The 26229-nt window shown below is 23.4% G+C and carries 37 protein-coding genes; 14 read left to right on the top strand and 23 right to left on the bottom strand.

The window, feature by feature from the left end:
- Nucleotides 1-20: 20 nt before the first annotated feature.
- Nucleotides 21-1141, top strand: a protein-coding gene (locus tag AACL02_RS01815) for an IS3 family transposase (RefSeq protein WP_339040217.1) whose coding sequence is annotated in 2 segments (ribosomal slippage) — nucleotides 21-264 and nucleotides 264-1141 — 1122 coding nt in all. Because the reading frame shifts where the segments join, the coding sequence is not laid out codon by codon here.
- Nucleotides 1142-1292: 151 nt separating this feature from the next.
- Nucleotides 1293-2213 carry an IS3 family transposase gene (locus AACL02_RS01810; protein ID WP_339043495.1) on the top strand — a complete coding sequence of 307 codons (921 nt, stop codon included), beginning with the start codon at nucleotides 1293-1295 and terminating at the stop codon, nucleotides 2211-2213.
- On the opposite strand, the gene AACL02_RS01805 is transcribed toward AACL02_RS01810, so the two are convergent.
- Complete coding sequence (locus AACL02_RS01805; protein ID WP_339042448.1) at nucleotides 2169-2966, bottom strand: hypothetical protein; 798 nt, start codon at nucleotides 2964-2966, stop codon at nucleotides 2169-2171. The two genes, AACL02_RS01810 and AACL02_RS01805, sit on opposite strands and share 45 nt — an antisense overlap.
- On the bottom strand, nucleotides 2966-3793 hold the full coding sequence (locus AACL02_RS01800) for a hypothetical protein (protein ID WP_339042446.1): 828 nt from the start codon (nucleotides 3791-3793) through the stop codon (nucleotides 2966-2968). The genes AACL02_RS01805 and AACL02_RS01800 overlap by 1 nt, the downstream gene beginning before the upstream one ends.
- A 48-nt stretch (nucleotides 3794-3841) precedes the next feature.
- Here AACL02_RS01800 and AACL02_RS01795 point away from each other — a divergent pair, with 48 nt between their 5' ends.
- Both AACL02_RS01795 and AACL02_RS01790 read left to right on the top strand, forming a co-directional pair.
- On the top strand, nucleotides 3842-6166 hold the full coding sequence (locus AACL02_RS01795; protein WP_339042444.1) for a hypothetical protein: 2325 nt from the start codon (nucleotides 3842-3844) through the stop codon (nucleotides 6164-6166).
- 49 nt (nucleotides 6167-6215) lie between these two features.
- Nucleotides 6216-6476 carry a hypothetical protein gene (locus AACL02_RS01790; RefSeq protein WP_338978638.1) on the top strand — a complete coding sequence of 87 codons (261 nt, stop codon included), beginning with the start codon at nucleotides 6216-6218 and terminating at the stop codon, nucleotides 6474-6476.
- 147 nt (nucleotides 6477-6623) lie between these two features.
- On the opposite strand, the gene AACL02_RS01785 is transcribed toward AACL02_RS01790, so the two are convergent.
- From AACL02_RS01785 to AACL02_RS01720, 14 genes are all read right to left on the bottom strand, one after another.
- Nucleotides 6624-7067: a hypothetical protein gene (locus tag AACL02_RS01785; protein WP_338978641.1), complete on the bottom strand. Its 444-nt coding sequence runs from the start codon at nucleotides 7065-7067 to the stop codon at nucleotides 6624-6626.
- 299 nt (nucleotides 7068-7366) lie between these two features.
- A complete protein-coding gene (locus AACL02_RS01780) occupies nucleotides 7367-7531 on the bottom strand; it encodes a hypothetical protein (protein ID WP_338978645.1) in 165 nt (54 codons plus the stop codon).
- A 129-nt stretch (nucleotides 7532-7660) separates the two neighbouring features.
- The gene (locus AACL02_RS01775; protein WP_338978648.1) at nucleotides 7661-7933 is read right to left on the bottom strand and encodes a hypothetical protein; all 273 of its coding nucleotides are present in this window, start codon (nucleotides 7931-7933) and stop codon (nucleotides 7661-7663) included.
- Between the two features lie 3 nt (nucleotides 7934-7936).
- On the bottom strand, nucleotides 7937-8077 hold the full coding sequence (locus tag AACL02_RS01770) for a hypothetical protein (RefSeq protein ID WP_338978652.1): 141 nt from the start codon (nucleotides 8075-8077) through the stop codon (nucleotides 7937-7939).
- A gap of 187 nt (nucleotides 8078-8264) precedes the next feature.
- Nucleotides 8265-8462, bottom strand: coding sequence for a hypothetical protein (locus tag AACL02_RS01765; protein ID WP_338978656.1), 198 nt, complete (start codon nucleotides 8460-8462; stop codon nucleotides 8265-8267).
- On the bottom strand, nucleotides 8462-9022 hold the full coding sequence (locus AACL02_RS01760; RefSeq protein ID WP_339042441.1) for a hypothetical protein: 561 nt from the start codon (nucleotides 9020-9022) through the stop codon (nucleotides 8462-8464). The genes AACL02_RS01765 and AACL02_RS01760 overlap by 1 nt, the downstream gene beginning before the upstream one ends.
- Before the next feature lie 102 nt (nucleotides 9023-9124).
- On the bottom strand, nucleotides 9125-9886 hold the full coding sequence (locus AACL02_RS01755) for a recombinase RecT (protein WP_339042439.1): 762 nt from the start codon (nucleotides 9884-9886) through the stop codon (nucleotides 9125-9127).
- 1 nt (nucleotide 9887) lies between these two features.
- Nucleotides 9888-10544, bottom strand: coding sequence for a PD-(D/E)XK nuclease family protein (locus tag AACL02_RS01750; RefSeq protein WP_339042437.1), 657 nt, complete (start codon nucleotides 10542-10544; stop codon nucleotides 9888-9890).
- Complete coding sequence (locus AACL02_RS01745; RefSeq protein ID WP_339042435.1) at nucleotides 10519-10692, bottom strand: hypothetical protein; 174 nt, start codon at nucleotides 10690-10692, stop codon at nucleotides 10519-10521. Before AACL02_RS01745 ends, AACL02_RS01750 begins: the two co-directional genes overlap by 26 nt.
- 2 nt (nucleotides 10693-10694) lie before the next feature.
- Entirely contained in the window at nucleotides 10695-10817 is a 123-nt protein-coding gene (locus AACL02_RS01740) for a hypothetical protein (protein WP_339042433.1), read from the bottom strand.
- 6 nt (nucleotides 10818-10823) lie between these two features.
- A complete protein-coding gene (locus AACL02_RS01735; RefSeq protein ID WP_281748642.1) occupies nucleotides 10824-11006 on the bottom strand; it encodes a hypothetical protein in 183 nt (60 codons plus the stop codon).
- Nucleotides 10996-11148 (bottom strand): hypothetical protein, encoded by a 153-nt coding sequence (locus tag AACL02_RS01730; protein ID WP_339042431.1) that lies wholly within the window; start codon nucleotides 11146-11148, stop codon nucleotides 10996-10998. The genes AACL02_RS01735 and AACL02_RS01730 overlap by 11 nt, the downstream gene beginning before the upstream one ends.
- Before the next feature lie 133 nt (nucleotides 11149-11281).
- The gene (locus AACL02_RS01725; RefSeq protein ID WP_339042429.1) at nucleotides 11282-11770 is read right to left on the bottom strand and encodes a hypothetical protein; all 489 of its coding nucleotides are present in this window, start codon (nucleotides 11768-11770) and stop codon (nucleotides 11282-11284) included.
- Between the two features lie 339 nt (nucleotides 11771-12109).
- Nucleotides 12110-12517 (bottom strand): hypothetical protein, encoded by a 408-nt coding sequence (locus tag AACL02_RS01720; RefSeq protein ID WP_339042427.1) that lies wholly within the window; start codon nucleotides 12515-12517, stop codon nucleotides 12110-12112.
- An 18-nt stretch (nucleotides 12518-12535) separates the two neighbouring features.
- On the opposite strand from AACL02_RS01720, the gene AACL02_RS01715 reads away from it, so the two are divergent.
- From AACL02_RS01715 to AACL02_RS01700, 4 genes are all read left to right on the top strand, one after another.
- On the top strand, nucleotides 12536-12976 hold the full coding sequence (locus AACL02_RS01715; RefSeq protein ID WP_339042425.1) for a hypothetical protein: 441 nt from the start codon (nucleotides 12536-12538) through the stop codon (nucleotides 12974-12976).
- A 128-nt stretch (nucleotides 12977-13104) separates the two neighbouring features.
- On the top strand, nucleotides 13105-13797 hold the full coding sequence (locus AACL02_RS01710; protein WP_339043493.1) for an IS1595 family transposase: 693 nt from the start codon (nucleotides 13105-13107) through the stop codon (nucleotides 13795-13797).
- A gap of 241 nt (nucleotides 13798-14038) precedes the next feature.
- On the top strand, nucleotides 14039-14305 hold the full coding sequence (locus AACL02_RS01705) for a hypothetical protein (RefSeq protein ID WP_339042423.1): 267 nt from the start codon (nucleotides 14039-14041) through the stop codon (nucleotides 14303-14305).
- Between the two features lie 267 nt (nucleotides 14306-14572).
- The gene (locus AACL02_RS01700; RefSeq protein WP_339042421.1) at nucleotides 14573-14926 is read left to right on the top strand and encodes a UPF0236 family transposase-like protein; all 354 of its coding nucleotides are present in this window, start codon (nucleotides 14573-14575) and stop codon (nucleotides 14924-14926) included.
- 234 nt (nucleotides 14927-15160) lie between these two features.
- Here AACL02_RS01700 and AACL02_RS01695 read toward each other — a convergent pair whose 3' ends face one another.
- Nucleotides 15161-15622 (bottom strand): hypothetical protein, encoded by a 462-nt coding sequence (locus AACL02_RS01695; RefSeq protein WP_339042419.1) that lies wholly within the window; start codon nucleotides 15620-15622, stop codon nucleotides 15161-15163.
- Nucleotides 15623-16066: 444 nt separating this feature from the next.
- Here AACL02_RS01695 and AACL02_RS01690 point away from each other — a divergent pair, with 444 nt between their 5' ends.
- Nucleotides 16067-16540, top strand: a complete 474-nt coding sequence (locus tag AACL02_RS01690) for an amino acid permease (protein WP_339042417.1) — start codon at nucleotides 16067-16069, stop codon at nucleotides 16538-16540.
- Nucleotides 16522-16833 (top strand): amino acid permease, encoded by a 312-nt coding sequence (locus tag AACL02_RS01685; RefSeq protein WP_339043491.1) that lies wholly within the window; start codon nucleotides 16522-16524, stop codon nucleotides 16831-16833. The genes AACL02_RS01690 and AACL02_RS01685 overlap by 19 nt, the downstream gene beginning before the upstream one ends.
- A 40-nt stretch (nucleotides 16834-16873) precedes the next feature.
- Here AACL02_RS01685 and AACL02_RS01680 read toward each other — a convergent pair whose 3' ends face one another.
- Nucleotides 16874-17689 (bottom strand): IS1595 family transposase, encoded by an 816-nt coding sequence (locus tag AACL02_RS01680; RefSeq protein ID WP_339043489.1) that lies wholly within the window; start codon nucleotides 17687-17689, stop codon nucleotides 16874-16876.
- A 73-nt stretch (nucleotides 17690-17762) separates the two neighbouring features.
- Here AACL02_RS01680 and AACL02_RS01675 point away from each other — a divergent pair, with 73 nt between their 5' ends.
- On the top strand, nucleotides 17763-18425 hold the full coding sequence (locus AACL02_RS01675; protein WP_339042415.1) for a hypothetical protein: 663 nt from the start codon (nucleotides 17763-17765) through the stop codon (nucleotides 18423-18425).
- 17 nt (nucleotides 18426-18442) lie between these two features.
- Here AACL02_RS01675 and AACL02_RS01670 read toward each other — a convergent pair whose 3' ends face one another.
- The 3 genes from AACL02_RS01670 to uvrB are packed head-to-tail and all read right to left on the bottom strand — an operon-like array spanning nucleotide 18443 to nucleotide 21620.
- Nucleotides 18443-18898, bottom strand: a complete 456-nt coding sequence (locus AACL02_RS01670) for a methylated-DNA--[protein]-cysteine S-methyltransferase (protein WP_174481403.1) — start codon at nucleotides 18896-18898, stop codon at nucleotides 18443-18445.
- A gap of 8 nt (nucleotides 18899-18906) precedes the next feature.
- Entirely contained in the window at nucleotides 18907-19620 is a 714-nt protein-coding gene (locus AACL02_RS01665) for a CatB-related O-acetyltransferase (RefSeq protein WP_339042413.1), read from the bottom strand.
- Nucleotides 19621-19634: 14 nt separating this feature from the next.
- The gene (gene uvrB / locus AACL02_RS01660) at nucleotides 19635-21620 is read right to left on the bottom strand and encodes an excinuclease ABC subunit UvrB (RefSeq protein ID WP_422397834.1); all 1986 of its coding nucleotides are present in this window, start codon (nucleotides 21618-21620) and stop codon (nucleotides 19635-19637) included.
- Nucleotides 21621-21807: 187 nt separating this feature from the next.
- Here uvrB and AACL02_RS01655 point away from each other — a divergent pair, with 187 nt between their 5' ends.
- Complete coding sequence (locus AACL02_RS01655) at nucleotides 21808-22563, top strand: IS1595 family transposase (protein ID WP_339042409.1); 756 nt, start codon at nucleotides 21808-21810, stop codon at nucleotides 22561-22563.
- Nucleotides 22564-23644: 1081 nt separating this feature from the next.
- A complete protein-coding gene (locus AACL02_RS01650; protein WP_339042407.1) occupies nucleotides 23645-23842 on the top strand; it encodes a hypothetical protein in 198 nt (65 codons plus the stop codon).
- Between the two features lie 37 nt (nucleotides 23843-23879).
- Here the strand turns inward: AACL02_RS01650 and AACL02_RS01645 are convergent, their stop codons facing one another.
- On the bottom strand, nucleotides 23880-24227 hold the full coding sequence (locus AACL02_RS01645; RefSeq protein WP_281749073.1) for a PTS lactose/cellobiose transporter subunit IIA: 348 nt from the start codon (nucleotides 24225-24227) through the stop codon (nucleotides 23880-23882).
- A gap of 4 nt (nucleotides 24228-24231) precedes the next feature.
- Nucleotides 24232-24549, bottom strand: coding sequence for a PTS sugar transporter subunit IIB (locus AACL02_RS01640; RefSeq protein ID WP_252320477.1), 318 nt, complete (start codon nucleotides 24547-24549; stop codon nucleotides 24232-24234).
- Nucleotides 24550-24946: 397 nt separating this feature from the next.
- Between AACL02_RS01640 and AACL02_RS01635 the strand changes: the two genes are divergently transcribed.
- Nucleotides 24947-26185, top strand: a complete 1239-nt coding sequence (locus AACL02_RS01635) for an IS256 family transposase (RefSeq protein WP_281749630.1) — start codon at nucleotides 24947-24949, stop codon at nucleotides 26183-26185.
- Nucleotides 26186-26229 lie beyond the last annotated feature (44 nt).

The following is a 26229-nucleotide window of genomic DNA, read 5'->3' as shown; positions in this document are numbered from 1 at the left end:
CAAAGAAAGGAACTATAATTATGGCCAATATTAACTCATATACCGATGAATTTAAAAAACAAATAGTAGCTTTATATCAAAGTGGCAAATCAGTATCTTGCCTTGCTAAAGAATATAATGTTACAAGAGCAGCTACTTACAATTGAATTAAGCAATTTACTAATTCAGGTAGTTTTAAAACTAAAGATAATCGTTCTGTTGAAGAAAATGAATTAATTAAATTAAGAAAAGAATTAAAACAATTAAGAATGGAAAATGATATTTTAAAGCAAGCAGCACTAATAATAGGCAGAAAATAGAAATTATTGTCAAAAATAAAGTTAAATATAAAATTCGCACAATGTGTCATTTTTTAAAAATCTCTAAATCAACATATTATTTTAATTTAAAGAAAAAAGAAAATAAAATCAAAAATAATATTTATGATGAAGCTGTTATTAGTGCTTTTAAAGAAAATAAAGAAGTTTATGGTACTAGAAGATTAAAAGTCATTCTAGAAAACCAAGAAATTTATTTATCAAGACGAAAAATTAAAGAAATTATGAATAAACATAATTTAATATCAAAATACACTAAATTATCATACAAAAATCATAATAACAAAGTTAACGATAGTCCAATAAACAATCTTGTTGATAGAAACTTTAATAATAGAGTTAAAAATGAAGTTATTGTTAGTGATTTAACTTATGTTCAAGTAAATGGTAAGTGAAACTATATTTGTTTATTAATTGACCTATTTAACCGCGAAATAATTGGACATAGTGTAGGTACTAAAAAAGATGCATCATTAGTATATCAAGCATTTATGCACTCAAATCGCTGTTTAAAAGATATTCAAATATTTCATAGTGATCGCGGTAATGAATTTAATAATAAAATTATTGATAAACTTTTACTAGCATTCAATATTAATCGCTCTTTAAGCAAAAAAGGTTGTCCTTATGATAACGCTGTTGCTGAAGCAACCTTTAAAACTTTCAAAACCGAATTTATTAATGATAAAAATTTTACATCATTAATCCAATTAAAATTAGAATTATTTGATTACATCAATTGATATAACAACATAAGAATTCACAGCACTTTAAACTACTTAACTCCAGTTAATTATCAAAAACAAATGTCTACCAAAAAATAGTCCTAAAAAAGGTTGCCATTCCAGTATCTTGCCTTGCTAAAGAATATAATGTTACAAGAGCAGCTACTTACAATTGAATTAAGCAATTTACTAATTCAGGTAGTTTTAAAACTAAAGATAATCGTTCTTTTGAAGAAAATGAATTAATTAAATTAAGAAAAGAATTAAAACAATTAAGAATGGAAAATGATATTTTAAAGCAAGCAGCACTAATAATAGGCAGAAAATAGAAATTATTGTCAAAAATAAATCTAAATATAAAATTCGCACAATGTGTCATTTTTTAAAAATCTCTAAATCAACATATTATTTTAATTTAAAGAAAAAAGAAAATAAAATCAAAAATAATATTTATGATGAAGCTGTTATTAGTGCTTTTAAAGAAAATAAAGAAGTTTATGGTACTAGAAGATTAAAAGTCATTCTAGAAAACCAAGAAATTTATTTATCAAGACGAAAAATTAAAGAAATTATGAATAAACATAATTTAATATCAAAATACACTAAATTATCATACAAAAATCATAATAACAAAGTTAACGATAGTCCAATAAACAATCTTGTTGATAGAAACTTTAATAATAGAGTTAAAAATGAAGTTATTGTTAGTGATTTAACTTATGTTCAAGTAAATGGTAAGTGAAACTATATTTGTTTATTAATTGACCTATTTAACCGCGAAATAATTGGACATAGTGTAGGTACTAAAAAAGATGCATCATTAGTATATCAAGCATTTATGCACTCAAATCGCTGTTTAAAAGATATTCAAATATTTCATAGTGATCGCGGTAATGAATTTAATAATAAAATTATTGATAAACTTTTACTAGCATTCAATATTAATCGCTCTTTAAGCAAAAAAGGTTGTCCTTATGATAACGCTGTTGCTGAAGCAACCTTTAAAACTTTCAAAACCGAATTTATTAATGATAAAAATTTTACATCATTAATCCAATTAAAATTAGAATTATTTGATTACATCAATTGATATAACAACATAAGAATTCACAGCACTTTAAACTACTTAACTCCAGTTAATTATCAAAAACAAATGTCTACCAAAAAATAGTCCTAAAAAAGGTTGCCATTCCAGCATAGTTTTTTGTACATTAATATTATTAGGATAAATTACACTAGTATCTTGTGAACCATAATATTTACCTTTTTTTGCTAATTCACTTTTAACATATTTTCTTAATTGACTTGGTAATCATTTTCTATTTCAAAATTTTCAAAATATTGTTCCAGCACCAGAACCATTTTTACCTTTAGCTTGTGTCATTAATATTCATATTTCTTGTGGAAATATTGGATAAGTATATGGACCATATCATATTTGTCTTTTATCATTATCACTTTGAAATAATGTTGTTAAAGTTCCAATTTTTAAATTTTTATTATCAACAATAAATCTTCCTTTTTTAAATCATGAACTTGATAATACTTCTCATGCATTATTTGGTATTTCTTCTTCATTTTCTTTAAGTAAATTATCAAATTTATTTACATAATTTTTAACAGTTCTAATTTCTGTTGGCATAATAGAATTTTTAAAACTATTTATTGGATTTTTAAATTTATTAATTTCATTTTGTAATATAGATAATTCAGTTGGTTTTAATATACTTGTTAATTTTTTAAGTATATTTGGATTAAAAACACTATATGGTTGATGTATTTCTTTTTCACTAATATTTTCACTATCAAATACTGCTTTTAATGATTGATTTTTATAATAAGTTTTTAAAGTATTTATTAATGCTAATTTAATATCATTACTTACTAAAGCATTGTATATTCATTCAATAATTAAAGGATTCATTATAAACTCATGTGATTATAATCTCAATTTAATAAAGCATTATCGTGATTTAATGGAACTTCACTCATATTATCACTACCATAATATTGACTTGCAGTTTCACTATTAATAGTAAATCTATTATCATTAATTAATCTTGCAGTTTCATTATTAAATGGTATTTCTTGCATTTCTTCATTATGATTAGTTTCTATAGGTAACAAATTATGAATAATTTCACTTGCACCAGCAATTATGGTAGGGACTGCATAAGCATTATTAAAATCATTATTTATACCCATTGCTACACCGCTTGATATTAAACATCCACCGGTGACCATATTTGCTATTTTACGAATATTTTCAAATCTATTTGGTATTAATTCAGTAATTCCATTAATAATATTTGAAACACCATAAACATTTAAACTAATATACGTATCTCAATCTATTAAATGATTATCAGTTCTATTATTACTAAATAATAAATTATCTGGAAATGGATTAATTGTTGTAGGAGTTATTGGATTTTCTGTTGGATTAGGATTAATATCATTATTAGTAAATTTTGCATAATTAATTAAACCAATTGTCCCTAAACCTAATAATATTTTTTTAGAACTATTAATTAATTTATTTTTAACAGAAGGTCTTTGATTTAAATTTCATATATCTACACCTAATTTTTTACCAAATAATAAACTATTAATTGAACCTAATATTGGATTATCTATTACTTGACCATAATAAGCACTTATACCTATCATTGCTGATAATGGACTAATTGAAGAACGAATTATTTTTAATAAAGTATAATTATTTGATTGTACAATGGTGTCATTTGGCATTTTCATTAACTCCTTCTACATTAGTTTGTTTATAATGGTGCATTTAGTATGCAAGTATTAACTTTTAGTAGTTTAAATGATAGAGTAGTTTCTAGTGGTCAAAATACACTTGATTTTGTACAATATGCAAGTCCTGGTAGTGGTTATGCTTTCCCTACTATTCAACAAGGAAAAGTAACATTAAATCGTACTTTAATGCGTGATATTGGTGTACGTTATAGTCATAGACAAAGTTATGGATTAGAATTATTAACAAGTTGTTATTATTATGGTAGACCTATTATTCAAGGTCAAGAACCTATTCAACAAGGAACAGAAGAAATATTTGAAAGTAAAGTATTTGCTTCAAGAAGATTATTTATTGCTGGTAATAATGAAAAATCTACAACTGATATTAAAAATAATGGTGGTTTACTTGCTGGTATAAATGATAAAATAACAACAAGTAGTCATCCAGAAACTACATTTTATAATATTATGGATGCAAAACCAACTGGATTTACTAATTTTAAAAATTTTACAGAATGATTAAAAACTTCATTAAATTTTCAAGATAATTTATTTGTAACAAAAGATTTTAAAGGTATGCTTGCCTTTGATAAAGATAAAGCAAGATTAAGTAATGGTACATCAGTAGGAGAAGCAAAATTCTTTTGAGATAGTGAATGAAATATAAATAATTTAACTGGTAATTATAATGTTGATATGTCAAGTAATTTTAAATATAAAGACCCAGAAAGTGGATTAATTATAGGAAGTCCAACTGTTGATTATTCAAAAATATCACAAAAATATATGTCAGCAATATTAAATTTTAATAGTGTAGTATTTTCACCATTAATACAAATGCCTTATGATAGTCAACAATGATTACCATTTGCTTTAAGTGATATTCCTTTAATTGGTAAATTATTAAATGCTTTAACATTAGGTATATGAAGTAGTTGAGTTATTACTCAAAATGCTCAACAATATAAAAAAATGTTATATTTTAATGGTTTTATGAGTGCATTTTTTACAAGTAATTTAGAAAGTATTATTGGTAATGGTGGTTTAATTCCTTTAAATGCATTTACAAATGATAATGATTTTACTATTGGTAAATTATTAGGAGCAAATGTTTCAACAACTGCTATGACAATGAAATTAAGTGATAGAGTTAGTGTTTATCCATGAGACCCTACTACTGGTCAGAAATTAACTACAAAAGAACAAATAAGTACAGTTGATTTATCACAAAAGAAAAATAATAAAGTTTATATTTTAGCTGAAGATACTGAGTTTTTAGATATAGCAAGTCCTTTTACAAATGAAGATAAAAATTGTCAATGAAATCCAACAGGAAATGGAGTTATTGATGGTTCAAATTATGCTTATATTATTGATACAATTGTAACTCAATCATTACATCAAGGAGAAGAAAGACATACATTTTATAGTGATAATCCTTTTACTTATCAAGGTGATTATAATGAAATATCAGTTGCTCAATTTCGTTATAATAATATGGGTTATTTAACTGGTAATGCTTTTAATTGAACGACTTTGTATAAATTAAATCATGATGAATATGAAGAAAGTGAGGAAACTACATTTAGTTATCCAGCAAAAATATTACCACCAAGTCCACAAAATATTGCTAAAACCATAATTATTAATCCAGATAATTTTAATGTAATTAATAAAGGAACCGATATACCTTTAATTGGTTTTGATAGTTCGCATAATCCTTATGATAATACTAATGATTGATTTAATAATAACAAAATTAAAACTAATGATTTTGTATTAAATATAACATCAAAATTAGACCCTACATTATTGATTTATAGTTTTAATGATTTTAAGAGATATTATAAGTCCATAACTATTTATTATGAATATAATTTTGAAACAATTGAAAATAAACATAATGAACAAGGTATAAATTTTAACACAACAGAAAGTTTTAATCCGGCAAAAACAGAAAATACAAGTAAAACTATTGATTTAAAAGATTTAATATTTTCAAATCTACAAAATAAAAATGTTAAAGATTGAAAATTAGTTCCTAATGTTCAACCTTATTCTGCTTTTGGATATGCTTATAATTCCACAGTATTATCTAATTATAATCTTACTGGATATACATTTACATTAACTGAAAGTTATTATGGTATAAAAGAAGAATTTACTACGGATAGTGCATGTGGTATTAATATATTAGATGTAAGTAAAAATAATATATTAATTTGAAAATTTAATATTTACATAAATCTCGGAAAAATAGAATCAATTTATGGAGATGCAATTGGTGAAAAAATTGGATATGGTAAAAGATATATTTCAAATGTAACTTTAAAAATTACAAAATTAATATTTAACAATAGATAATTTAATATTCTTTGTTATAATTTTAATATTAATTTACAAAGGAGTTAAAATGGATTTACCTAGTACAATTGCTTTACTAATTGCTATAATGTTGCCAATAATAACTGCATTTATTTATTTTGGATTAAAATTATGTTTTAAAAATAACACTTATGGTATTTTATTGCTTTTTGTTGCATTAAATGTTTTTGGATTAATTTTTGGTTGTTGTATTATTTCTAATTTAAGATATAAAGAAAAAAAAACATTATATGATAAATTAAATAATTATTTAGATAAACAAGAAAAAGATAAAACCCCACAATCTTAAATATTAATGTATAATATGAAAATACTTAACTAAGGGGTTAGAAAAGGTAAGTTGTATATATCAATTTATTTCATTTATATTTAAACTTAGGTTGGCACCTAATTAAAAAGTTACCTTAATTGGTAACTTTTTTTTAATATTAAATCTTTACAACCAAGTTGATTTATTTTTATTTGAATTTAGTTTTAATTTTTCCATTTCTTTAATTTGTTCTTCGATTTCTTTTTTAAATTTTCTATCTTCTTCTTTTTTTTGTAATTCCATTCTTTGTTGTTCTCTTCTTTCTCGTTCTTTTTGTTCACGTTCTCATGCTTTTTCATGAGCTTTTTGTTCTTCTACTTTTCTTCGTTCACGGTCTCTTCGTTCACGTTCTTCTTTGGCTCTTGCTTCTTTTTCTCTTCGTTCACGGTCTCTTCGTTCGCGTTCTTCCTTGGCTCTTGCTTCTTTTTCGGCTCTTTTTAGATTTTCTTTTATTTTTTCTTCTTCTTTTTTTCTTTCTTGTTGAAAATCATTATATCTCTTCATATCTTCTTTTTTTTGTTCTTTAGCTTTATCATTAAATTTTTTATATTTTTCATCTTTTTTTCACATAATTTAATCACCTTTCTTTTTTTTCTTTTTTTAAAAAAAACTCATTTACTTTAAAATAAAGTAATGAGTTATAAACTTATATTAAGTTTATATTTTTTATATCATAAATATTTACTAAATATGTATAATTTAATTAGTTATTTTTTCATAAATTAAATATCCAATACCAATAATTCCTAAAATTAAACCAATTACTCCAAATATTATTAAACTAGCAACTATTTCATATCATATTGGTACATTCATTAATTCTCATCTACTTAAATAAAATCAATGTGTAAATCAATATCAAAATGTCATTATTTATGTTTTTCCTTATGTTGCTTTGTTATTTGATTTAAAGTTTGACTTAAATTTATATAATTATTTATAATTTTACTTAATACTTCTTGTTCATTAGTATCTAATTTATTACTTATTTCATTAGTAAATTCTATAATTTTTTCTTCAATTTCTTTAGTCATTATTTACTCCTTATTTTTTTTATATCATCATCTAATAATTAATTCACCTAAAATATTACCTATAATGGAACTAATAATAGTATTTACTATAAATATAATTCAATCATATCAAAACATTATTATTTACTCCTAATTATAATTTAATCTTTCTTCTTTTGTTTTTGGAAAATGATTATATGCACACATTTCTTGATTATCTAATTTAATAAATACTCTAATTTCATTTGGATATTGTTTATATGATAAAACTTTTCAATCTGCTAATTCATAACCTAATAAAGTACGGTCATCATCTAATTCACTACTTCCACCATTTCATGAAAAATATATTTCTGTATTTCTTGTATATATTTTAAAAACATTATATTTATCACTATATTTTAAAAAGTCTCATAAATTCATTATTTACTCCTTATTTAATTCTTTTTTTATTTTTAATCTTCATCTTCTACGATTTTCTTTATTAACACCTGCTCTTTTTGGATTACCATCTTCATTTTTACAACATCAATTTTTTGGCTTAAAAAACTTATGATTTTCTATCATACTTTTTACTCCTTATTTTTTATTTCTTTTACTTTATTTTTAAATTGTTTTTTATGAAAATAACACATATTAAAAAATTGAACAGCACTATCTTCAATATTTCCAATTTTTAAAGTAACTAATACTTTACTATTACAATCTTTAACAATACATTTAAGTAATACTTTTTCTTATTTTTGCTTTTGCATTAATCAAATACTCCATTCTTTATTAATTGTAAAATTACATTAGTTTGTTCTATTGAACCTTTTATATGACTTTCATTATAAAGTTTAGTTTGTAATCTTTTATTATCCATTTCAATACATAAATTTAAATAATCAATTAATTTTTGTTTATATTCGTTTTTATATTCATTAATAATATCTTCAGTAGTAATTTCCATTATTTTTTCTCCTTATTTAAATAATATCAACCAATTAATAAACTATCTGCTTCATCATGATTTGATATTGTTATATTTCAATTATTTTCTTCTATTAAATTATTTGCTATTTCTAATGATAAATTTTTATTTCATTCATTAATTTTTTTTAATTCTTTATGATATGGTAAATCTAATTTTATTCAATAATATTTCTTTCATTCACTTGGACTAATTAACATATTTTTTGTTAATAATTTATTAAATTGTCCAGCAATAAATCCTCTTAAATGTTCTTGAGTTTCATAACCAATACCATTTTTACTATGAAAAGTACCACGTTCAATAATTAAATCTAAATTATAATTATTTTCTTGATAAATATAATCTTCAATATCTTTGTTATAAATATATAAACTTTCAATCATAATATAATAATCAATATCTTCAACTATATATTTTCTAAAATCTATTTTTCCATTAAAACTATAACTTTTTATTAATATTGGTACTTTATTTTGTCAAAAAGTTATTCCAGTATTTTTAATACTTGGGTCAATTGAAAGTAAATAATTAGTCATTATTTTTTCTCCTTATTTTTATTTAAATTCATAACTAATATTTTTAAACAATTAATACATCAATATTTATTTAAAAATATTTTTTTATTACAATATTTACATTTATTCATTTTTAAATTCATAATTATCTAATTTATTAATATTTTCTTCTAATTGTTGAAAATTTGTATTATTTTCAATTAAATTATTAGTATTTGGATTATCAATATAAACAATTTCTTCATCAATAATTGCTGATTGGTCAACTTGTAATGCTTTATTAATTAAATTTTGATTTTCTAATTTAATACTTGGATTTTTATTAATATCTCTAATAATTGCTTTAATAACTGTTTTTAAAGCCATAGCATCAAAACTAGTATTTCAAGGACTATTACCATTTGCTTTACTATATTTTTTTCTATGTTCTTCACATTCTTGTTTAGTCATACCTTTAATAAAAGTAATATTTTTACCTAAATAATCTTTAATACAAATCATTCCATAATATCCAATAATTTCTTTTGGTTCAAATATTTTTGCTGGATTAATTTCTCAACGTTTTGTTTTATCATTATAAATATGTTTATTTGTAATAATTTCTCTTTGAAAATCAATAACACAATTACTTCTTTGTAATAAAGTTAAAAAACCATCTTCTTGAATTTGAACTTGTAAATCATTTCCATAAGGTATTAATGCTAATTCTTTTTTAATAGGATTATTTGATAAATTTAATTCAAATATAGTTGCTAATGTATTTAATAAAGATTGTGGATTAAATGTGGATAATTTTTTATCATTTAATTTAGTAATTTCATAATATTTTTTAAAATCATTAATTTGATTTTGTGTAATTGTTTTAGGTAATATTAAATTTGCCATTTTATTTTAATTCCTTTCATGTTCAAATTGCTTTTTCTCATTCAATTAATAATTCATTTGTTATTTCAACTTTTATTAATTCAATTTCATTTTCTTTAACTCAACATATAAAATGTATATTTGATAATTCATAATTATTATTTTTTAATAATCAATAATATGCTATTATTTGTAATTTTGATTTTTCTAATAATTCTTTTGAAAAAACTTTATAAGTTTTAAAATCTATTATTATATTTAACTTATTTTCTTTATAAATTAAATCTGGTGTTCCAGCAACAATATCATAATTAAATATTTTTTCACTAATATATTCAGTATTATTAATAAATTTATTTGGTAAATATTCTAATAATGTATAACAATAATTTAAATAATTTTGTGAAAATAAATCTTTAATAATATTTTTAATTTGATTATTTATATTTTTAATATTTATATTTTTAAAATATAATTCTGCTACTTTATGAACTGCATTACCACGAATTCTTGCATTATTTATATTAAAACAATATTTACATTTATTACATTTACAATATGAATTACCTAAATAATAATCAAGTATTTTACTTACTGATATTAATTCTTTATTTTGAATAAAATATTGATGTGTTTCTTTTTTAAAAATTAAATTATTTTTTTGATTGTTTAATTGCATTTTTAATTAAATTCTTTACAAAACTATTAATTGTAATATCTTCTTCTAAACACATCTTTTTTAATTCATAATAATCATTTTTATTTAATCTAATATGAATTTGTTTAATAATTAAATCTTCTGGTTTCTTTTTAGGTGCTGCTACCATTTTTATTCACTACTTTCTTCTTTCATAAATAATTCTTTAATTCTTTCACCATATTTACCATTTTCAATATCTTGAAAAAATTGTTGATATTCATTTTTTATTTCTTGAAAATTTTTATCTTTCATTTTTTATTACACTCCTTTAAAATTTTCTAATTGTAATTCATTAATATAATATTCATATAAGTAATCTCAATTATTTGATGTTAAATACATATCTTCTTCAATCATGTCATTTATACATTTATTACAATAATAACTATTATCTATTTCACTAATTCATATATATTTTTCATTATGTATATTACATTTCATTATTATCACTCATTAATTTATAAAAACATTTATTACAAGTTCTATTTGCAAATGATGAATTTTTATGACAAATATCACATGAACCATATACTTTTATTTCATGTTTTAAATACATTCTTTTTTCTTCTTTTAAATTAAACATAATTAATTCTCTCTTTCTATAATTTTTAATATTTTTTGTATTTCAATATATTTTTTATTTTTAAGTAATTTTTTATTACATAAATTTTTAATTAATTCTATTTTTTCAACATTTAATAACATATTAATTTCCTTTAATACTTTAAATAAAATATTTTTTCATTATGAGTATTTATATCTTTCATTGGAATAACAATATAATTAATTGACTTATCATTATCTTTATAAGGATTATTTATTTTAAAACTTTTCATATCTTGTTCTCATGTAATGTTATATTTAAAACATTCTTGATTTTTATCATTTTTAAAAATATAATAACCATTATATTGTTCATAAAATTCACAAGATATTAATTCATTTTCAGTAGTAGTAATATCTGAAATATTTTTTATATATTTTAAAATATCACTACCTTTAATACTTTCAATATCTTTTGTAATTGATTTTTTACCTAATTTATAATTAAAATCTTCAATTATTTTTAATGTTATTTTTTTATTATTTTGATTAATAATAGTATCTTTAATTGGAAATCATGTTTCATATTCACCAATTTCTAATAACATACCTTTAGTTGTTTCTCTTACTTTATTTTTAATATCTAAATTAACATTAATCATTATGAATCCTTTCTACGTATAAGCCTTATCACCTACAGTGATAAAAGGCTTATATACTACTAACTAATACTACTACTACGTAAGGCTTATGCTACTGTAAGTAGCAAAGCCTTGGAGGGTAGGGGTTCTAGGGGAAGGGAACCAAAATTTCTGAAATTTTCAAAGAGCAACACAAAAATTACTATTGGTTAATTCCAGCACAATAGCCTAAATAATTTTTTATTTAGTTATGGAATAATTAATTACTTTAATAAAGTGCTGGTTTAATAAAATAATTAATTATAATTGTTCAACAATTAAAAATGAGACTTTTATCTCTCATTTAATTTCTTATTAAATCTAACTAAGGTTGCAATACGTCCCATCAATTTGCACTGTACCTTCAACAATAAATTGAGGTTTTTGTTTTGCAATACGTGTTCTGATTTTATGAGTCATTCTTCAAGCAGTTTTCAAAGTCACTCCCAATTCTTTTGCAATATCTGTTGATGGAATTCCATGTTTGGTGTTTATTCATCTAAAGATAAGATAAAACCAAGATGTTAAAGATGTTTGTGACCTTGAAAATATGGTGCCTGTGAGAATGCTAAATGTTTGATTACATTTTAAACATCTCATTCTTTTTAAATCAGAAGTATTCAAATTAAAATTAAAACACCTAATACATTTGTTTTCTTTCAAATTTGCTATATATGCAAGACATTGCTGTTCAGTTTGAAAAGCATTTTTGAATTCATTCAGTTTCATTATTCCCTCCACAAGTACATGTGGGGAGAAGTCCGATTTAAGTTTAATGAAAAACACAATACTAAAAATTGTAAAAAATGTTCTATGAGATTATTAGTATTTTGTACTGGTAAAAAGAAAAATGGAAAATTAATTAATAAAAGAGCTGCATGTCAAATAAGAGTATCAAAAACAGAAATTGGTGCTGAAAAAACTGCAAAATTAATTGAAAAATATGGTAATTTATTTTTTGAAAATTTTGAACAAGCAAATTTAGTAGTTTGCGGAGATAGTGCAAAATGAATTAGAAAAACTGCTACAATTTTAAATGCTAAATTTATTTTAGATAAATTCCATGCTTTTCATGTTTTATTTCTTGGTATAATGGCTGGAAGAAGAAAAAATCAAATTGCTAAATTACACTATCAAAATGCAATAAATTTACGGACTTCTCCCCACATGTACTTGTGGAGGGAATAATGAAACTGAATGAATTCAACAATGCTTTTCAAACTGAACAGCAATGTCTTGCATATATAGCAAATTTGAAAGAAAACAAATGTATTAGGTGTTTTAATTTTAATTTGAATACTTCTGATTTAAAAAGAATGAGATGTTTAAAATGTAATCAAACATTTAGCATTCTCACAGGCACCATATTTTCAAGGTCACAAACATCTTTAACATCTTGGTTTTATCTTATCTTTAGATGAATAAACACCAAACATGGAATTCCATCAACATATATTGCAAAAGAATTGGGAGTGACTTTGAAAACTGCTTGAAGAATGACTCATAAAATCAGAACACGTATTGCAAAACAAAAACCTCAATTTATTGTTGAAGGTACAGTGCAAATTGATGAAATGTATCTTTCACATATGGGTTTTAAAAAACAAGGAAGATCCTTGGTGAATAAAACCTTGATTGTTGGCATTTATCAAAAAACAACCAATAATTTAATTGTGAAAGTATTGAAAAACGCAAAGAGTAAAAATCTTTTGCAGTTTGCAAAAAACCACATTTCTTCAAAATGTCTTGTATATACTGATTCTTGAAAAGGATATTGCGATTTTAAATCAGTTTTCACTAAGCATGAAACAGTTAACCATCAAGATGGCTATGTTTCAAAAATTGGTGTAAATACCAACCAAATTGAATCAGTTTGAAAACATATAAGAAGAACATTTAAAACACATATCAAAGTTGCAAAACATCATGTTCATTTATATGCTAAAGAAGCTGCATATAAATTCAACAAGATACCTAGTTTTGAAACTGTAATTCTATGTTTGATTTAAAAATGTGGGGAGAAGTCCGTAGATAGGCTTTTCTCAGCATTTATGTGATAAAATTAAAATAGTACATAAAGGGAGAAAAGCCATTATTTATTATATTTTAAATATGAAAGTGGTTTTTTAAATAATTTTTTATTTTAGTTAAAATTACACTTATATATTTATATAATATATGCAGTAAATTATTTTTTTAAATTATTTACAATAAATTTAGATTTTTTTAAAATAGTTAGGAGAAGTAAATGTGAATTTTAATTATAAATGAAATTTTAGAGAACAAAGTGCAAAAATTGATAAATTAGTTTTAGAACATATAAGAAAAAAATGAGAAAAATGAGATTGAAGAATAAAAAATACAAGAGATAAAAATAAATATAAAATTGTTGATTATCAATATCGAACAAGAAAAATAATGTATGGATTAGTAACTTATAAAAGAAGAATTTATGAATATTTTGATGAAAAATTACAAAAATGAGTTCGTGTTTGTTTAGTTGATGAATGACTATAATTACCTAAATATAAAAGAATTGGTGAAGATATTGAACAAACTATTATTGAATATTTTGCTGATGGAAAAAGATATCATGATATTTGTGCTATTTGTAAAAAAGCAGGTATTAGTGTTAGTACTGTTCATAGAGTTTTTAAAAATTTAGAAATAATTGAAGCAAATCCAATAAAAGTAAAATTAGAAAAAAATCAACCTATTTTTGTAGCAATTGATGATGGACATCGAAAGTTTTGAAATTTTAAACGTAAAGGTACAAAACACTCTATGCGATTAATAGTAACATATACAGATAATATTAATCACAAAGTACAAAATAAAAGAGTAAAAGCAATTATTAGACCAACAAAAACAAAAATTGGAGTTAAAAAAACTGCTGATTTTGTTAAAGAACATTGTCAAAAATTTTATGAAAACATTGAACAAGCAAAAATTATTATTTGTGGTGATAGTGCAGGATGAATTAAAGAAGTTGCTGATTATTTAGGTACACAGTTTGTTTTAGATAAATTCCATTTAATTAGAACATTATATCTTGGAATAATGGCTGGAAATAAAGGAAAATATTTAAAAGAATATAATCACTGTAAAAATTTAATTAATAATGGTAAATATGATTAATTAATTGACTATTTATATAATCAATTAGATAATCATAAAAAATTAAAGAAAAAATATTTTAAAAATAATAAACAAGGTATTGAAAATCAAGGTAAAAAATGAAATAAAGGTTGTTATACTGAAACTAATATTTGACATGTTTTAAAAGAAATGCTTGGTAATAGAACATATAATATTTTAATTTATATTAAAATGGTTATTTTTAAATGTAATAAGATAAATTTAGAAATATAATTAATGAATGTAATAATTACTTATTATTTCACAATTTGCAATAGCATCTCAAAAATTATTATTTTTTATTTTTCTTTTTAAACCAATAATTAAGAATGTTAATGACAAAATTATAGAAATAAAAATTTGAACTACAATTGTAGAAAAAATAACTGCAATTTTTAACCATAATAAAGAATAATTATAAGAATTATGAATAATATAATAACTTCCAAAATTATTAAGGCAAATATTGTTATTAGTTAATATATAATATCAACTGTATTTACTTCATAAAGTAAAACCATTATATTCATATATTAAAGGTTCTGTATTTTTAACTAAATGATTACTTTTAATAGTTACTACTTCTTTTCCATGAAATAAACCTAGTAATAATAATCCTGCAATAATAATTAAAATAGTTAAAATAAATATTAATACAGTTATTAACTGTAATTTTTTAAGTGCTTTAATTTTCATTTTTAAATCCTCTCTAAGTTTATTTAATAAGTTTAGCATTTAATAAAATTTAATATAAGTATTTTAGTTGAAATATCTTTTAAAAAATAGTAAGATGAATGTACAATTTCATAAAAATCAAAATTATTTCTTGTCTGAAATATAATAAGACTATATAGATTTAATTTATTCCGGATTTTTGACAATCACCCAAAAAAAAGCAAAACAGGTTTTCAAGTTCCTACTTTATTAATTCACGGTAAAAAAGATAATTTTGTCCCATTTTTCATGGCTAATGTCATTCATAATTATCAAGTTAAACTCCATTATAAAAATTATGATTATTTATTTTTGGAAAATATTGGTCATATTGAAACCTTACCAAATGCTTATCAAACTTATATTAATAAAATAAAAAGTTTTATCAATACATACGAAATAAAAAAATAGAGATAGGAAAAAGACATGAAATTAAAAAAGAAGTATTCGTTTTGAGTAATATTAATGATGGCAATTTCTGCCACAGTTGGATCATCAGTACTAATTTCATTTGGACAAGTAGCATTTCAAAGTGGATTTAATCCGATTTTAATGATATGTGCCTGAATTTTAGGCGGTATTTTAATTTTGCCAGAAATGTTATTACTAGCAGAAACTGCTATTTCTTTTCCGGGAAATGGAAGTGCTTATTATTGATTAAAAAAAACAAATTGAATGGCTTGTTCGTTTTGATTGGGATGGATTTTAGTTTTAATGGTTAGTGCTACTGCCGTTGCTTCTGCTACTTTAGCATTAGGTAATATTATCGGTACTTTAGCTCATATTACTAACCAATGGTTGATAAAATTATTTGGAATTTTAATTTTATTTGCATTAGCTATAGTCCAAATATTTATTAAAATAGTTCTGGAAAAACACAAATTATTTTTACAATTTTAAAAGGATTACCAATTACTTTTGTTTTATTTATTGCTATGATTTATGGAAATACAGATAGTTTTAATAGTGAAATAGTTCAAAAAGATTTATCAAAAATTTTTCTTGCAACTTATGTTTTATTACCAGCTACAACAATGACACTATTTGCCTATTCAGGAATTGAAGCAATAACTTATGTTACTGAAGAAGTAGAAAATCCAAGAAAAAATGTACTTTGAGCTTTAATTATTGCAACATGACTAATTATTTTTGGCTTTTATCCCTTTATGTACTATTTTAATTTTATCACATAAATGCTGAGAAAAGCCTATCTACGGACTTCTCCCCACATTTTTAAATCAAACATAGAATTACAGTTTCAAAACTAGGTATCTTGTTGAATTTATATGCAGCTTCTTTAGCATATAAATGAACATGATGTTTTGCAACTTTGATATGTGTTTTAAATGTTCTTCTTATATGTTTTCAAACTGATTCAATTTGGTTGGTATTTACACCAATTTTTGAAACATAGCCATCTTGATGGTTAACTGTTTCATGCTTAGTGAAAACTGATTTAAAATCGCAATATCCTTTTCAAGAATCAGTATATACAAGACATTTTGAAGAAATGTGGTTTTTTGCAAACTGCAAAAGATTTTTACTCTTTGCGTTTTTCAATACTTTCACAATTAAATTATTGGTTGTTTTTTGATAAATGCCAACAATCAAGGTTTTATTCACCAAGGATCTTCCTTGTTTTTTAAAACCCATATGTGAAAGATACATTTCATCAATTTGCACTGTACCTTCAACAATAAATTGAGGTTTTTGTTTTGCAATACGTGTTCTGATTTTATGAGTCATTCTTCAAGCAGTTTTCAAAGTCACTCCCAATTCTTTTGCAATATCTGTTGATGGAATTCCATGTTTGGTGTTTATTCATCTAAAGATAAGATAAAACCAAGATGTTAAAGATGTTTGTGACCTTGAAAATATGGTGCCTGTGAGAATGCTAAATTTTTGATTACATTTTAAACATCTCATTCTTTTTAAATCAGAAGTATTCAAATTAAAACTAAAACACCTAATACATTTGTTTTCTTTCAAATTTGCTATATATGCAAGACATTGCTGTTCAGTTTGAAAAGCATTGTTGAATTCATTCAGTTTCATTATTCCCTCCACAAGTACATGTGGGGAGAAGTCCGTTATTTTTTTATATTTAATACTATTAATTGCTTTGTTAACTATTAATGAACCACTTTTATGATTAGATGAAAATAAAGGATTTAGTAACGTTTGATATTATGCTATTATCAATAATCCTAATATTCCTCGCGTTTTAGCTTATATTTTTTCAGGACTAGCAATTTTATTATTTGTTGGTTCACTAAATGCATTTCTACTTTATCAATCACGTTTAATTTTTAAAATGAGTGAAGAAAAAGATTTGTTTAAATTTTTTCAAAAAACAACTAAAAGAACTAATATGCCATGAGCTGCTATGCTACTATTAATATTTGCTGCTTTAATTTATATTTTATGAAATCAATTGTATGAAGTAACTAATTACTTTATTATTGCTATTAGTTTTTTAAAATTAATTGTTAATTCAGTCATTATCTTTTTAAGGTGCAAACATCCAGACTATCAAAAGATTTTTAATAATTTTTGATTTTATTTTTTCATTATTATTGGTTATTTAGGAGCAATAATTGCTATTGTTGGATCATTTTTAGCAATGTATTATTATGGTACACAAAATAATAATATTTGAGCATTATGAAATTCACTAATTTTAATTGCTGTTATGTTAGCAGGATATCCTGTTTACTATATTAAAAATTATGTAGTTAAAATTGTTAACAATTTTAAAAATCAAAAAAAAAATAATCAATCATAAAAAAATAATCTTATACCTTATTTACTTTCTTGTGCTAATAAAAAATTTTTAATATGGGCACCATAAAGATAATTAACAATATTCTTATTTTTATTAACAACTCGATGACAAGGAACAATAATTGCTAATGGATTTTTACTTAAAGCCGAACCCACTGCCCTACTTGCTTTTGGATAACCTATTTTTTGCGCTAATTCTTGATAAGTTAAAGTTGTACCAAATTGAATAGTACAAGTTTTACTCCATACTAATTCTTGAAAAGGAGTTCCTTTTAAAGCTATTGGTAAGTTAAAATCACTTAATTTTTTATCAAAATACATTGCTAGTTGTTTTAAACAATTAACTACCACTATATTACTACTATCCTTAGCAACTTGACGAGTATTAACGAAACTAACTTTTACTACTTGTTCTGCAACTACTATGATTTCAATTAAACCTATTTTAGTAGTTAAATAACCATATTTTTTCATATTTTTTATTAACCCTTTATTTTATTTAAACTATTACTTTCTTTTACAAGTTTTTGTAATATTTTATTATCAAAATTTTGTTTTAACAAATCTGAATTTTCAATAATCTTTTCAATAGATCAATCTCATCACTTTATATTTTGTAATTTTTGAACTATTTTTTTAGAAAAACGATATTTTATAATTTTAGCAGGATTACCACCAACAATAGCATAAGGAGGCACATTTTTTGTAACTACACTTTTAGCTGCAATTACTGCCCCATTACCAATAGTTAGCCCTCTTAAGATTGCCACATCATGACCAATTCAAACATCATTTTCTATCTCTGTTGGTGATTTAATCGGAAATTTATCTAATTTATCTTTTTCTGTAACTTCTGATAAATTTAATGATTTATAAAATAATGGTAAAGGAAATGTTGAAACTACACAATAATTATGATTGCCACCATTCATTATAAATAAAACACCTTGTGCAATTGAACAAAATTTACCAATAATTAATTCATCATTTATCATATTTGGAAAATGATAAATTATATTTTTATTTTCAAAATCAATAGCTGCTTGCTCACCATTAAAATCATGATAATAAGTATAATCACCAATAAAAATTTTAGGTTTAGTAATATAATTTTTTATTAAAAATATTATTGGTATATGAGGATTAATTTTAGTATTTGGACTTATCAAAATACCTTTTTGTGCTTTATCGGTCAACTTATTTTACTCCTTTATTTTTCACTTTCAATACTCAAAATTAAATCACGAAGTGAAGCTGCCTTTTCAAAATTTAAATCTTTAGCTGCTTGTAACATTTCAACTCTTAAATCAGCAATTATCTTTGTTTTAGCAGCTATTTTTGTTTTACCTTTACTTGAATTTAAAATTTTTAAATCAACATCTAATTCTCTAGTACTTACGATTTCACTCAACGGTTTTTTAACAGTAACTGGTACTATATTATGTTTTTTATTATAAGCAAGTTGAATTTCTCTTCTTCTTTGCGTTTCTTCAATTGCTTGTGTCATTGCCTCTGTCTTAATATCTCCATATAGTATAACATGACCATTAACATTTCGTGCTGCGCGACCAATAGTTTGGATTAATGATTTAGTATTACGTAAAAAACCAGATTTATCAGCATCCAAAATACAGATTAATGAAACTTCTGGTACGTCTAATCCTTCACGTAATAAATTAATACCAACAATAACATCAAAAACACCTTTTCTTAAATCTAACAAAACTTTAGTACGTTCTAATGTTTTTAATTCATTATGAATATAAGCAACTTTAATTTTTTGTTCTTGTAAAAAATTTGATAATTCTTCTGCCATTCTAATTGTTAAAGTAGTAATAAATACTCTTTCATTATTTTTTGTTCGTAATTTTATTTGATTAATAATATCTTCCATTTGATTTTTAGTTGGTTTAATTTCAATTGTTGGATCTAATAAACCTGTGGGACGAATAATTTGTTGAACTGGTACATTAAAAGGCTCAACTTCATTTTTAATTAATGCTAATTCATAATCAGCAGGAGTTGCTGAAGTATAAATAACTTGCTTTAACTTATTAGAAAATTCATTAAAATTTAAAGGACGATTATCCAAAGCACTAGGTAAACGAAAGCCATATTTTACTAATGTTTCTTTTCTGCTACGATCAGTATTATACATTCCTCTAATTTGCGGTAATGTCATATGAGATTCATCAATAATTGTTAAAAAATCATCTGGAAAAAAATCAATTAAAGTATATGGTGCTGAACCCACTTCTCTATTTTCTAAATGACGAGAATAATTTTCAATAACACTACAAATACCAAATTCTTTTAAGGATTCTAGATCATGTTCTGTTCTTTGTTCTAATCTTTGCGCTTCTACTAACATATTATTTTTTCTTAGTTGTGCTAATGTTATTTTTAACTCTTCAGTAATTTTAATAATTGCCTGATCAACACGATTTTTACTAGTAATATAATTTTGCGCAGGAAAAATTGTAATAAAGGGAAAACGCTCTAAAACATTAGCACCTAATGTATCAATACGTGCTATTTCTTCAATTTCATCACCAAATAAACTAATTCTTAAATAAAATTGATCATTTCAAGATGGAGCTAACTTTATTAAATCACCTTTTGCACTAAAACTACCCGGTTCTAATGTAATATCATTACGTACATATCCATTTTTAATTAGTCTTAATAATAAATCTTTTCTATTAATTTTTTGTCCTTTTCTCAATTCAAAAAAGTTATCTTTATATGCTGTTGGTTCTTGTTCACCATAAATTGCTGCTACCGATGCCACAACAATAACATCTTTACTAATAGATAAACCATTTAAAGCACTTAATCTTAACATTTCAATTTCTTGATTTTGTTTAGAATTTTTATCAATATAAGTATCGGTTTTTGGTAAATATGCCTCAGGTTGATAAAAATCAAAATATGAGACAAAATATTCAACGCGATTTTCAGGAAAAAAAGTTTTCAATTCTCCATATAATTGCATAGCTAATGTTTTATTATGTACTAAAATTAAAGTTGGTTTTTGCACTTGCGCAATAACATTGGCCATTGTAAAAGTTTTACCCGTGCCAGTGGCTCCCAATAATACTTGGTATTTAATATTATTTTTAATAGCTACTACTAATTTACTAATTGCTTCGGGTTGATCACCTGTTGGTTTATAAGGTGCTTTTAATTTAAACATAACTTTATATTCCTTTAAAACTTCTATATACAATACCATATTATTTTAAATAAAATAATAATAAAACTTTTATATAATTAAAATTACGGACTTCTCCCCACATGTACTTGTGGAGGGAATAATGAAACTGAATTAATTCAAAAATGCTTTTCAAACTGAACAGCAATGTCTTGCATATATAGCAAATTTGAAAGAAAACAAATGTATTAGGTGTTTTAGTTTTAATTTGAATACTTCTGATTTAAAAAGAATGAGATGTTTAAAATGTAATCAAACATTTAGCATTCTCACAGGCACCATATTTTCAAGGTCACAAACATCTTTAACATCTTGGTTTTATCTTATCTTTAGATGAATAAACACCAAACATGGAATTCCATCAACAGATATTGCAAAAGAATTGGGAGTGACTTTGAAAACTGCTTGAAGAATGACTCATAAAATCAGAACACGTATTGCAAAACAAAAACCTCAATTTATTGTTGAAGGTACAGTGCAAATTGATGAAATGTATCTTTCACATATGGGTTTTAAAAAACAAGGAAGATCCTTGGTGAATAAAACCTTGATTGTTGGCATTTATCAAAAAACAACCAATAATTTAATTGTGAAAGTATTGAAAAACGCAAAGAGTAAAAATCTTTTGCAGTTTGCAAAAAACCACATTTCTTCAAAATGTCTTGTATATACTGATTCTTGAAAAGGATATTGCGATTTTAAATCAGTTTTCACTAAGCATGAAACAGTTAACCATCAAGATGGCTATGTTTCAAAAATTGGTGTAAATACCAACCAAATTGAATCAGTTTGAAAACATATAAGAAGAACATTTAAAACACATATCAAAGTTGCAAAACATCATGTTCATTTATATGCTAAAGAAGATGCATATAAATTCAACAAGATACCTAGTTTTGAAACTGTAATTCTATGTTTGATTTAAAAATGTGGGGAGAAGTCCGTAGATAGGCTTTTCTCAGCATTTATGTGATAAAATTAAAATAGTACATAAAGGGAGAAAAGCCTAAAATTATTATAAAACAATATAAATACTATACTTATTTTTTGATTTTTATAAGTATAAAAAATTATAATAAATTTCTTAAAAAATTTAAAGTTTAGTATCAAATAAATCCAATGTTTAAAATTGAGTTATTATCTTTTATATTTTATTTTACTTAAAATATAGTAAAATTTTAGCCAGATAATTAAAATAATTTTTATATAAAGTAAAGAAACTAAATAAGGGGGGATGATTATGAAAAAAACTATTAACAACAGTAATTCTTTTAACATTTGCAACAACCACAGGAAACTTAAATTCTATTTTAAGCACCGAAATTAAAACTACAAATATTTTAAATAATGAACCAATAAAATATGATGGTGAAGATAAAATTATTACTAACTATGAATTTCAATATGAACTTGCTATATCGTATATATACATTAATAGTAGTACTTTAGATAGTTGATTTAAACTTTTTTCTTTAAATGACCTTGAAAAATTAAGAGAAAAAATATACTATGATACTTCATCTTTTCCTTATCAAGGTAATGGATGAGAAAAGATTAGCATATATGAATTAACTGAAAAGTTAATAAATAATTTTTCGTCTTTAATTAATATACGTGGATATAATACGTATGGAATTATAGTAACTTATCATGAAGCACCTAAGGAATTATTTTTTTTAGCACCACAATTTTCACCAAATAATCACGATAAAAATATAATAGAAAAATATTATAAATTTTTATGACATGATACTTTAAAAATTGCAATAAGTCGATATGAATGACAAAAAATTTTAAATACTAATAAAAATAAAACTGAAATTTTTAATATTATTTCTAGATTTCCCGAATGAGATGCAAGTGGTTGAAAAGGTTATATTTCAAACGAAGATTTATATACTTTATCTGAAAAAATTATTGAGAATTTTAATCAATTAAAACTAAATTCGAAAATAGTAATACAGGATGAAAAGTAGTCACTAACACTACTGGCTCATGAACAGAACTTGAACAATAATAAAATATACTTACAAAAAAATAATGAAAAGAAAGAGATAAAAAATATAATGTTTAAAAAATTTAAAGAAATTTTCAAAAAGAAAAAATGACATTGTGATTATTGTAAAGAAAATTATCCTCTACTTTGTCCAATCAAAGGATTAGAAAAAGATGGAGAAGATTTTGAAAAAAAACCAAAAGATTAATTTTATACTTTAAATAAAAATAGGCAAATGACTATTTTTATTTTTTTCTGTTTATAAATTGATATAAATTAATAAATTCTTTACTAATTTCAATCATCATTTGTGTTGTTAACAAATGATCTTCAGAATGCATAAACAATACTGAAAAAGGTAATTGATAACCTTTACCTTCTTCAACAATGACGCTCATATGTGATTGCAAAGCTTTAGTAATATTATCATTTGCTTCATCAATCATTTTTAATGCTGTTTCAAATTGTGCTTCCTTAGCGAGAGTAATTGCTTCTATTGCTAAAGATTTTGCTTTTCCAGCAGAAGAAATTATTTCAAGTGAAATTTTTTCAAAATCAATATTACTACTTTTCTCTTTTTCTTTAATGCTCATAGTATTATTTTTTAATTTCTAATAAACTCATTGCTAATTCTAACGTTTCTTTACCTTGAACCATCGCATAAACTGCTGCTGGAATAACATTAAGAGCAGCATTTCCAATAATATTAGTAAAATCATTTTTCATATAACTTACTTGTGGTCCTAATAAAACAACATCCCATTTTTCACCTTTAGCAAAAGATGCTTTTGCTTCAGTAGCACCTAATGCTTTCACTTCATAATCTAAATTTAACTCTTTAATATACTCTTTCATATTTGCTTCTAGTCTTAAAGTGCTCATACCAGCTGAACACGTAAGTAATATCTTTATCATCTATTTTACTCCTAATAAACAAAAATCAAATATACATAACTAAGAATATTATACATTGATATTTTTAAATTTGAATTTTAATGGTTTTAAAAAAATATAACTTTTAACTAAAGATTAAAAATATATTACTAATATATATTGTAACTTTGATAACTATTGTGTAAAATTGATAATAATATCTAAAAATAAAGGGACTGATTATATGAAAGGCAAAAAGAAAAAAAACATAACTACATGAGGATTTATTATGTCAGTACTAGGTGCTGCTGTAGGATTAGGAAGTATTTGGGGATTTCCAAATCAGGAAATGTTTAGTAATCTGTGTAACTTACAAAAATAACTATGTTTAATTAATTCTAGTAAATATAATTAAATGACTAGAAAGAGTGAGTTACAGATGGCTAAAAAAGATAACTTTAATAATAATGATCCAATATCAAAAGCAGTAGATTTATTACTAGAAAATACTGAAGATTTAACAACAGTTTTTAAACCTGGCGGTTTATATAAAGAATTAACAAAAAGATTAGTTGAAAAAATGTTGAATTCTGAAATGCAAAATTATTTAGGATATGAAAAAAATCAACATAGTACTACTGAAAATGCTCGTAATGGTACAAGTTCAAAAAAATTAATAACTCAACAAGGTAAAATTGAAATTGATGTACCAAGAGATCGCAATAGTAATTTTACTCCTGTAATAGTTCCTAAAAGGCAAAGAAGATTTGATGGTTTTGATCAACAAGTTCTTTCCTTGTATGCAAAAGGAATGACATTATCTGACATTAGAATGCAGTTGCAAGAGTTATATCATGGTGCTGATATTAGCGAAAGTGTTATTAGTCAAATTACTGATGATGTTATTGATGATGTTAAAGCATGACAAAATCGACCATTAGAAAGTATTTATCCTATTGTTTATTTTGATTGTATAGTAGTTAAAGTACGACAAGATAAACGGATTATTAACAAATCAGTTTATATAGCATTAGGAGTTGATTTAGAAGGCAAAAAAGATGTTTTAGGATTATGAATTAGTGAAAATGAAGGTTCTAAGTTTTGATTATCTAATTTCACAGAAATGAAAAATCGTGGCTTAAATGATATTCTTATTGCTTGTAGTGATAATTTAACAGGCATGTCAGAAGCAATACAATCAGTTTATCCTAAAACAGAACATCAATTATGCATTGTTCATCAAATTAGAAATAGTTTAAAATATGTTTCATACAAACATCGAAAAGGTCTAGTTGCAGATTTAAAACCAATTTATAGTGCATGTAGTGAAGAACAAGCAATGCAAGCTTTAGAATCGTTTGAAAGTAAATGAAATAAACAATATCCTCAAATTACTAAATCTTGATATAAAAATTGAGATAATTTAATGGTTTTTATTAGTTATCCAGTAGAAATCAAAAGAGTGATTTATACTACAAATGCTATTGAATCTGTTAATAGTCAATTACGAAAAATCATCAGAAATAAAAAAGTTTTTCCTAATGATATGGCAGTTTTCAAAATATTTTACTTGGCAATTGAAAATATAACAAAAAAATGAACATTGCCTATTCAAAATTGAAATACAGCAATTGCTCATTTTATGATAAAATTTGAAGACAGAATTAATCTAAATTAGTAACTTTGTAAAACAAAGATACACAGATTATTAAAAAGCCTCCC

The sequence above is a fragment of the Spiroplasma endosymbiont of Apeira syringaria genome (genome assembly GCF_964020205.1).
Lineage (GTDB): Bacteria > Bacillota_I > Bacilli_A > Mycoplasmatales > VBWQ01 > Spiroplasma_E > Spiroplasma_E ixodetis_A.
The sequence above is the reverse complement of the archived record's forward strand: the minus strand, read 5'-3'. Positions and strand labels throughout refer to the sequence as shown.